This is a genomic window from Streptomyces sp. NBC_00647 (assembly GCF_045207245.1).
GTDB lineage: Bacteria > Actinomycetota > Actinomycetes > Streptomycetales > Streptomycetaceae > Streptomyces.
On sequence record NZ_CP109040.1, the window covers coordinates 519,848 to 529,959 of the forward strand.

1 protein-coding gene is annotated in these 10,112 nt (G+C 73.7%); it reads right to left on the bottom strand.

The annotated features are described in order from the left end of the window. Window positions 1–8: 8 nt before the first annotated feature. Entirely contained in the window at window positions 9–10,079 is a 10,071-nt protein-coding gene (locus tag OG788_RS02445) for a type I polyketide synthase (RefSeq protein WP_406368821.1), read from the bottom strand. Between the last annotated feature and the right edge of the window lie 33 nt (window positions 10,080–10,112).

Below are 10,112 nucleotides of genomic sequence, written 5' to 3' on the forward strand. Positions count from 1 at the left end.
CGGGCCGGTCATGCGGTCGTCGTGTCCGGAGGTGCGACGGGGCCGGACGCATCGGTGACGGCGTCCGCCAGCCAGGAATCCACCGCCGCCGCGGTGGTGCCGGCGTGGTCCTCCAACATCGAGTAGTGGTTTCCGGTCACTTCGACGATCGTGTCCACGTGCTCGGGCGGTGCCGCGCGCCCGTCACCGTCCCCGGCGCCGGCCAGCATGGGCTCGCTCGCCCGTACGAGCAGGGTCGGCGCGGCGATCTGGGGCGCGGCCCAGTCGTCGAACAGGCGCATATAGCGGCCCATCGCGGTGAGCTGTTCGCCGCCGGACCTCATGAAGTCCAGGCGCTGCGACTGCGCCTGGGCCATCGCGTTGAGCACCTGGTGGTCGAAGGGGACCTCGCGGCTGAAGCTGTCGACCATCACCACGGCCGCCGGCCGCTCCCCCATGGCCTCCAGGTGTGCCGCCACGCCGTGGGCGATCCAGCCGCCCGAGGAGTAGCCGAGCAGGACGACCGGCTTTCCGCCGGCGCACTCCCGTACGGTCTGCGCGTGCAGCCGGAACACGACGTCCGGGTCGGACGGGACCGGCTCGCCCTTCTCGTAGCCGGGGTGGACCAGCGCCCACACGTCCAGCCGGTCGCGGAAGGGTGCGGCGAACCGCGCGTACTGGTGCGCCCCGGCCGGTACGACGTACGGCGAGAAGCACATCAGCGCGAGGGGACGGTCGCCTTGCGACAACCGCACCGGGGCGGGCCGCTGGGCCAGTTCCTCGGGCCGCTCGAACGACGGCCGGAAGCGGGCGGCCTCCATCAGCATCCCCATGGCCTCGGCGGCCGTCCCGTTCTCGCTCGCGTGCCGGTAGAGCTGGACCAGCATGTCGGCGGGCCGCTCCTCCGCCGCGCCGCTGCCGGCGCTCCGGAGCCGCGTCAACAGGTGCTTGGCGAGCCTGGCGGGCGTGGGATGGTCGAAGGCCAGTCCGGCGGGCAGGCGCAGACCGGTCGCCGCCGACAGTCGCCGACGCAGGTCGATCGCGGTGAGCGAGTCGAAGCCGAGCTCCAGGAAGTGCGCGGTGGGCAGCACGTCCTCGGCCGACGCGTGACCGAGGACCACGGCGCTCTGGGCGCGGACGTGCTCCAGCAGCCGCTCCTCCTGCTCGACCGGGGCGAGAGCGGCGAGCTCGGTCGCCAGCGCCGCTTCGGCGCCGGTCCCCTCGCCGACGGCCTGCTCGGCCTCCAGGAGCCGCTGTACGTCGGGCAGGTCGGCCAGCAGCGGGCTGGGCCGTCCCACGGTGAAGGCGGGCAGGAACTTCTCCCAGTCGATCGGGGCGACGACGAGGGCCGCCTCGTCGTGCTCGACGGCCTGGCCCAGGGCGGAAAGCGCGAGCTCGGGGGCCATGACGCCGAGGCCCCGCCTCTCTCCGCGCTCCTGGACCGTGTCGTCGACCATGCCGCCGCCCGCCCAGCCGCCCCAGGCGACCGAGGTCGCGGTCAGGCCGCGGGCTCGCCGCCGCAGTGCCAGTGCGTCGAGGAAGGCGTTGGCGGAGGCATAGGAGGCCTGGCCACCGCTGCCCCAGACGCCGGCACCGGAGGCGAAGAGGACGAACGCGTCCAGCTCACGGCCGTCGAGCAACTCGTCGAGGTGGATGGCGCCGGTGACCTTGGAGGCCGCGGCTTCGGCGAACTCGTCCAGAACGGCGTCGGCCAGCATGGACGACCGTGCCGTGCCTGCGGCGTGCAGCACCGCGGTGAGCGGGTGCCGGGACTCAATGCCGCCGAGCAGCCGCGCGACCGCAGCCCGGTCGGCCATGTCGCAGGCGGCGATGGTCACTTCGGCGCCCAGGGCGGTCAACTCCGCGTGCAGCTCCTGCGCACCGGGAGCGTCAGGCCCGCTCCTGCTGGTGAGCACCAAGTGCTGCGCGCCCGCGCCGGCCAGCCAACGGGCCAGGTGCCGGCCCACGCCGCCGGTTCCGCCGGTGACCAGGACGGTGCCGCGAGGCTGCCAGGGTGTCGCGGACTCCTCGTCGGCGGGCCGCGCCCGGACCATGCGCCGGCCGTACACGCCGTCGGCACGCACGGCGAGCTGATCCTCGTCGTGCTGGCCCAGCACTCCGGCCAGGCGGCGCAGCGCATGCTCGTCCAGTACCTCGGGCAGGTCGACGAGACCGCCCCAACGCCGGGGCAGTTCCAAACCGGCGACGACGCCCAGGCCCCAGAGCTGTGCCTGGCCGGCGTCGCGCAGCGGGTCGGTGACTCCGGTGGACACGGCTCCGCGGGTCGCACACCACAGCGGTGCCTGGACGTCCACGTCGCCCAGCGCCTGCAGCAGGGTGACGGTCGTGGCGAGGCTCGCGGACAACGTCGGGTGGGCCGGGTGGCAGCCGGGGGCGAGGCCGAGCATCGACAGGACACCGGCGGGCTGTTCGCCGTCGAGTTCCTCGGCGAGCCGGTTCGCGGCCTGCGATCGGTCGCAGTCGACGGGGAGTTCGACGACCCGCACCTTGGCGCCATGGGCGCCGAGCACGCCGACGACGCAGGGCGCCCACTGCTCGTCCGCCAGTCCGGCGGGGAGGACGGCGAGCCACAGGCCGTTCAGGCCGGGGGCCGCATGGTCGGTCAGTCGCCGGAAGGAGACGCGGTAGCGCCAGCCGTCCACCGTGGACTTCTCGCGGCTGCGCCGACGCCACGCGGACAGTACCGGCAGCGCCGGGCCGACGAGGGCGGCGTCGTCCGCCCCGAATTCATCGGCGAGCCCGGAGAGGTCCGTGTTCTCCACGAGCTCCCAGAATCCGGCCTCGACCGGATCGGTGCCCGCGGGCACCGGGTCGGCGCTCTCCAGCCAGTACCGCTGCGGCTGGAACGCGTACGTCGGCAAGTCCACGCGCCGTACCGGACGCCCGGCAAAGGGGACCGTCAGGTCCACGTGTACGCCGCTCACGTGCAGTTCGGACACGGAGCGCAGGAAGCGGTCCATGCCGCCCTGGCCCCTGCGCAGCGAGGCGCCGGTCACGGCGTCGGCACCGGTCTCCTCCGCGATCTCCTGCACCGCGTCGGCCAGCAGCGGGTGTGGGCTGCACTCGACGAACACCCCGTGCCCGTCCGCCAGCAGCGTCCGTACCGTCCGTTCGAACTCCACCGTGTGCCTGGCGTTGCGGTACCAGTACTCGGCGTCGAGGGCGGTGGTGTCCAGCACCGTGCCGGTCACCGTGGAGTAGTACGGGACCTCCGCCGCGCCCGGCACGACCGGGGCCAACAGTTGGAGCAGTTCGGGGCGCAGGCTCTCGACCTGGGCGGAGTGCCCGGCGCCGGTGGCGCCGCGGACCTTGCGCACCCGCACGCCCTCGGCTTCGAGTTCCGCCAGGAGTTCGTCGACCGCGTCGGGCTCCCCGGAGACGGTCAGGGCGGCGGGCCCGTTCACGGCGGCGACCGACAGCCGGTCCCCGTACTTCTCCAGCCTCGCGCGGACCCGGTCGGCCGGCATGGCGATCGCGAGCATCGCGCCCTTGCCGATGAGCTTGGTCAGCGAGCGGCTGCGCAGGGCCACGATCCGCGCCGCGTCGTCCAGCGTCAGCGCGCCCGCGACGTACGCGGCGGCGACCTCGCCCTGCGAGTGGCCGACGACGGCGGCAGGCGTCACACCGTAGGAGCGCCACAGGGCGGCCAGCGACACCATCACCGTGAACAGCGCGGGTTGGGCGACCTCCACCTCGGCCATACCCGGTGCGCCCGGCTCGGCGCGCAGGACCTCGAGCAGCGGCCGGCCGACGTAGGGGGCGAACGCCTCGGCGCAGGCGTTGGCCTGCTCGGCGAAGACCGGAGAAGTGTCCAGCAGTTCGCGGGCCATCTCGGTCCACTGCGAGCCGTGACCGGGGAAGACGAAGGCGACCTTGCCGGAGGCCGAAGCGGTGCCCTGGACCACGGTGTCCGCGGGTTTGCCGTCGGCGAGCGCCGCGAGCCCGGCCCGCAGTTCGTGCCGGTCCTGGCCGACGACCACGGCCCGCTGCTCCAACTGCGTCCGCGTGGTGACGAGGGCGCGGCCGACGTCGGGCAGGGTGAGCCCTTCGGTGCGGTCGAGGTGGTTCAGCAGCCGCCGCGCCTGTTCGCGCAGGGACCGGTCGGTCTTCGCGGACAGCGCCCACGGGAACACGTCCAGGGGCTGGGCGGCGGTCGCGTCCTGCGCTGCGGGGGGCTGCTCGCCCGCGGCGGCGGTCGCGGTCTCCGGGGCCTGCTCGATGATGGTGTGCACGTTGGTGCCGCTCATCCCGAACGAGGAGACGGCCGCACGCCGTGGCCTGTCCTGGTCGGGCCAGGCGGTCTGCTCGGTGAGCAGGCGCACGTTTCCTCCGGCCCAGTCGACGTGCGGGGTCGGCTCATCGACGTGCAGCGTCCGCGGCAGGATGCCGTTGCGGATGGCCATCACCATCTTGATGACGCCGCCGACGCCGGCGGCCGCCTGCGTGTGGCCGATGTTGGACTTCAGCGAGCCGAGCCACAGCGGACGGCCCTCGGAACGCTCCTTGCCGTACGTCGCCAGCAGCGCCTGTGCCTCGATCGGGTCGCCGAGCCGGGTTCCGGTGCCGTGGGCCTCGACGGCGTCCACTTCGTCCGGGGCGAGCCGGGCATTGGCCAGCGCCTGCCGGATGACCTGCCGCTGGGCCTTGCCGCTGGGCGCGGTCAGGCCGTTGGACGCGCCGTCCTGGTTGACCGCGCTGCCCCGCACGACGGCCAGGACCTCGTGCCCGTTGCGGCGGGCGTCGGACAGCCGCTCCACCAGCACCAGGCCCACGCCCTCGGCGAAGCCGGTGCCGTCGGCGGACGAGGAGAACGCCTTGCAGCGGCCGTCGGCGGACAGCGCGCGCTGTCGGCTCGACATCGTGAACGCGGACGGGCCGGCCATCACCATCACGCCGCCGGCCAGTGCCATGGAGCACTCGCCGTTGCGCAGCGCCTGCATGGCGAGGTGGAGGGCGGTCAGCGAGGACGAGCACGCGGTGTCGACGGTGATCGACGGGCCCTGCAGGCCGAAGGTGTAGGAGAGCCGGCCGGAGATCACGCTGGCGGCGTTGCCGCTGGGGATGTAGCCCTCGACGCCGTCGGGCACCTTGAGCGGGCGGCCGGTGTAGTCCTGGTAGCCGGAGCCGACGAAGACGCCCGTGGTGGTGGAGCGCATCGCGTGGGGGGCGATCCGGGCGCGCTCGAAGGCCTCCCAGGTGGTGTCCAGCAGCAGGCGCTGCTGGGGGTCCATGGCGACGGCCTCGCGCGGGCTGATTCCGAAGACCGCGGGGTCGAACTCGTCCGCGTCGTGCAGGAATCCGCCCTGGGTGGTGTACGTGGTGCCGGGGTGGTCGGGGTCCGGGTGGTAGAGCGCCTCGACGTCCCAGCCACGGTTGCCGGGGAAGCGGGATATCGCGTCGCGGCCGGAGGCCACCAGCTCCCACAGGTCCTCGGGCGAGCGCACGCCGCCGGGGTAGCGGCAGGCCATCCCGATGATGGCGATCGGCTCGTCCAGCACCGCGGTGGTCGCGGGCGCCGAGACCACCGCGTCCTGGCCACCGGTGAGTTCGGCGAGAAGGTGGGCGGCGAGGTCCGCGGCCGTGGGGTGGTCGAAGATCAGCGTCGTGGGCAGGGCGAGGCCGGTGGCCTCATTGATCCGGTTGCGGAGTTCCACCGCGGTCAGGGAGTCGAAGCCGAGGTCCCGGAAGGGCCGGTCGGCCTCGACGGCGCCCGCCCCGCGGTGGCCGAGGACGGCGGCGGCGTGCGTGCGCACGAGGTCCACGAGGGCGCGTGCGCGGTCTTGGTGCGACAGCGCGGCCAGGCTCTCGACGAGCGCACCGGAGCCGTGGCCCGCTTCGGGGGTGTCCACCGCGAGCGCCGCGCGCACCTCGGGGAGGTCGCCGAGCAGCGGGCTGGGTCGGCCGATGGTGAACGGCACGATGAAGCGCGACCAGTCCACGTCGGCCACGGTCAGCAGGGTCTCGTCGCGGTCCAGCGCGCGCTGCAGGGAGGTGATCGCCGATGCGGGGGTCATCGCGCGCAGGCCGCGGCGGCGCAGCCGCTCCTCGTCGTCGCCGTCCGCGACCATGCCGCCGTCGGCCCAGGGGCCCCAGGAGACCGCGGTCGCGGTGAGGCCGCGGTCCCGGCGCTGCCGGGCGAGACCGTCGAGGAAGGCGTTGCCGGCGGCGTAGGCGGCCTGGCCGCCGCTGCCCCAGACACCGGAGACGGAGGAGAAGAGGACGAAGGCGTCGAGCTCCTGATCGCCCAGCAGTTCGTCCAGGTGCGCCGCGCCGCCGACCTTGGCGGCGAGCGCGGCGGCGAAGGCGGCGGGGGTGGTGGCGTCCACCGTGCCGACGTCGGCGACCCCGGCGGCGTGCACGACGGCGGTGAAGGCGTGCTCGGCGAGCAGGGCCGCCACGGCGTCGCGGTCGGCCACGTCGCAGGCGGCGAGGGTGACGCGCGTGCCGAGGACCTCCAGCTCGTCCCGCAGAGCGGCGGCGCCCGGGGCGTCCGCGCCCCGGCGGCTGGTGAGGACGAGGTGTTCGGCGCCGCCGCGCGCCAGCCAGCGGGCGACGTGGCCGCCCAGCGCACCCGTACCACCGGTGATGAGGACGGTGCCGCGAGGCTGCCAGCGGCGGGTGGCCGCCCGTGCCGGTGCGTGGGCGAGCCGCCGGGCGAAGACACCGGAGGCGCGGACAGCGAGCTGGTCCTCCTCCCAGCGGCCCGTCAGCGCCTGTCCCAGCACGTCGGCCAGGCGTACGGCGGCCTGGTCGTCGACGGACTCCGGCAGGTCGATCAGGCCGCCCCAGCGCCGGGGCAGCTCCAGGGCGGCGGTGCGGCCCAGGCCCCAGACCTGGGCGTGCCGGGCGTCGCGTACGGCGTCGGTACCGCTCACGGCCACCGCGCCCGAGGTGAGGCACCACAGCGGGGCGTCGACGCCCGCGTCGCCCAGGGCCTGGACGAGCAGCAGGGTGGGCAGCAGGGGGTCGCCGGTGACGAGCAGGGACAGCACGCCGTCGACCGGCCCGATTCCGGCAAGGTCCCCGGCGAGACCGGCGCGGTGGCTCGCCGCGCCGACGACCAGCGTCTTCGGAGTGGCGCCGCGGGCGGTGAGCGCGGTGCGGACCGCGGCGGTCTGCTCGTTCTCCTCCTCGGGCACGGCTAACAGCCAGGTGCCGCCGATGCCGGCCGGAGCGAGCTCGCCCAGGCGCTTCCACGACTCGCGGTAGCGCCGGTCGTCGGCGGTGGACTGCTCCTTGCGCTGCCGCCGCCACGACGACAGCCTCGGCAGCACGTCACCGAACGTGTCCCCTGCGCCGATGTCCAGGGTCTCGGCGAGGGCCTGCAGGTCCCCGCGCTCCACGGTCTCCCAGAACTCCGCGTCCACCGGGTCCACTTCGGCGGCGGCAGCGGATTCCGGGGTGTCGACCCAGTACCGCTCGCGCTGGAAGGCGTAGGTCGGCAGGTCGGTCCTGCGCGCGCCGGCGAAGAACGAGTGCCAGTCCACGGACACGCCGTGCGTGTGCAGTTCGGCGAGCGCGGTGACGAGCGCCTGCTGCTCCGGGCGGTCCGCTCGGAGTACGGGGATGGTGACGATGTCGTCCACGCAGCCCTGCGCCATGCCGCTGAGGACACCGCCCGGGCCGATCTCGACGAAGGTCTTCACGCCCAGGCCGTGCAAGGTACGGACGCCGTCGGCGAAGCGGACGGCCGCACGCACGTGCCGGACCCAGTACTCGGGGGTGTAGGCATCGACGAGTTCACCCGTGAGGTTGGAGACGACGGGGAGCAACGGCTTCTCGAAGGCCAGGCCACGGACGACCTGTGCGAACTCCTCCAGCATCGAGTCCATCAGCGGCGAGTGGAACGCGTGACTGACCTTCAGCCGCGACGTCCTGCGGCCCTGCTCGGCGAAGCCCGCGGCAATCGCCAGGGCCGCCGTCTCGTCACCGGAAACCACCACCGACGAGGGGCCGTTGACCGCGGCAATGCTCACCCCGTCGGTGAGGTGGGGCAGGACTTCCGCTTCGGTGGCCTGTACGGCGACCATCGCGCCGCCCGCGGGCAGGGCCTGCATCAGCTCGGCACGCGCGGACACCAGCTTCGCCGCGTCGTCGAGGGACAACGCACCGGCCACGTGCGCGGCGGCGATCTCGCCCACGGAGTGGCCCACGACGAAGTCGGGCCGTACGCCTAAGGATTCGAGGAGGCGGAACAGGGCCACCTCGACCGCGAAGAGCGCGGGCTGGGTGCACCCGGTCCGGTGAAGCGTTTCGGCATCGACGTCGACCGGCGCGTCCAGGTGCGCGCACGCCTCGTCGTAGGCCGCGGCGAAGACGGGGAACGCCGCGTACAGCTCGCGCCCCATGCCGATGCGCTGCGAGCCCTGCCCGGAGAAGAGGAAGCCGGTCTTGCCGCCGGCCGGGCGCCCCAGCAGCACACGGGACGAAGGGGTCCCGGTGGCCAGGTCCTCGAGCCCGCGGAGGAGTTCCTCACGGTTCTCCCCCACGACCGCGGCCCGGTGACGCATGGCGGCGCGTGTCGTGGCCAGCGACAGCCCGATGTCCTGCGGCCGGACCTCGCCCCGTACCAAGGGCCGCAGCCGGGCCGCCTGGGCCTGCAGCGCCGCGTCGCTCCTGGCGGAGAGCACCCACGCCAGGGGGCCGTCGACGAGAGCCCCTGCGGGCTCCTCGTCCTGGGCCGTCGGAGCCTGCTCGATGATGGTGTGGGCGTTGGTGCCGCTGACGCCGAAGGACGACACGGCAGCGCGGCGCGGGTGGTCCGACTCGGGCCATGCGACGGCCTCGGTCAGCAGCCGCACCGCGCCCGCCGACCAGTCCACGTGCGGCGTCGGCTCGTCCGCGTGCAGGGTCTGCGGGAGCACTCCGTGGCGCATGGCCATGACCATCTTGATGATGCCGCCGACACCCGCGGCCGCCTGTGTGTGGCCGATGTTGGACTTCAGCGAGCCCAGCCACAGCGGCCGGTCCTCCGTCCGCTCCCGGCCGTAGGTGGCGAGCAGCGCCTGCGCCTCGATCGGGTCGCCCAGCGTCGTGCCCGTGCCGTGCGCCTCGACGACGTCGATCTGGGCGGGAGACAGGCCGGCCGATGCCAGGGCCTGGCGGATGACCCGTTGCTGCGCGGGGCCGTTGGGCGCGGTCAGCCCGTTGGAAGCGCCGTCCTGGTTCACGGCGCTCCCCCGTACCACCGCAAGGACCTGGTGGCCGTTGCGCACGGCGTCGGACAGCCGCTCCACCAGGAGCATGCCGACGCCCTCGGCCCAGCCGGTGCCGTCGGCACCGGCGCCGAATGCCTTGCACCGCCCGTCAGGGGCCAGCCCGCGCTGTCGACTGAACTCCACGAACGCGGTAGGCGTGGTCATCACCTGCACGCCGCCGGCCAGCGCCATGGAGCACTCGCCGCCGCGCAGGGCCTGGATCGCCCAGTGCAGGGCCACGAGCGACGACGAGCACGCCGTGTCCACGGTGACGGCCGGGCCCTCCAGGCCGAAGGTGTAGGCGATACGGCCGGACATCACACTGGCGGAGTTGCCGGTCCCGAGATGGCCGTCGGACTCGCCGCCCACCCCGACCAGGAGGTTGACGTAGTCCTGGTAGCCGGAGCCGACGAAGACTCCGGTACGGCTGCCGCGCACCGACTCCGCGTCGATGCCGGCCCGCTCGAACGTCTCCCAGGTGGTCTCCAGCAGCAGCCGCTGCTGCGGATCCATCGCCACGGCCTCCCGCGGGCTGATCCCGAAGAACCCCGGGTCGAACTCCCCCGCCTCGTACAGGAATCCACCGCGACGCGCGTACGTCTTCCCCGTCGCATCCGGGTCCGGGTCGTAGATGCCGTCCACGTCCCAGCCCCGGTCCGCCGGGAAGTCGCCGACCGCGTCACCACCGGCGGCCACCAGCTGCCACAGGTCCTCCGGCGAACGCACCCCGCCCGGATACCGGCACGCCATACCGACGATCGCGATGGGTTCCTGGTCCTTCTCCTCGACCTCACGAAGGCGCTCACGCACCTGACGAAGGTCCCCGGTGACGCGCTTGAGATACTCGAGAAGCCTGTCTTCTTTGCTGCTCATCCGCCTCATCCGTCCTCGGCTGTCGTTAAAGGTAGAGCGCCA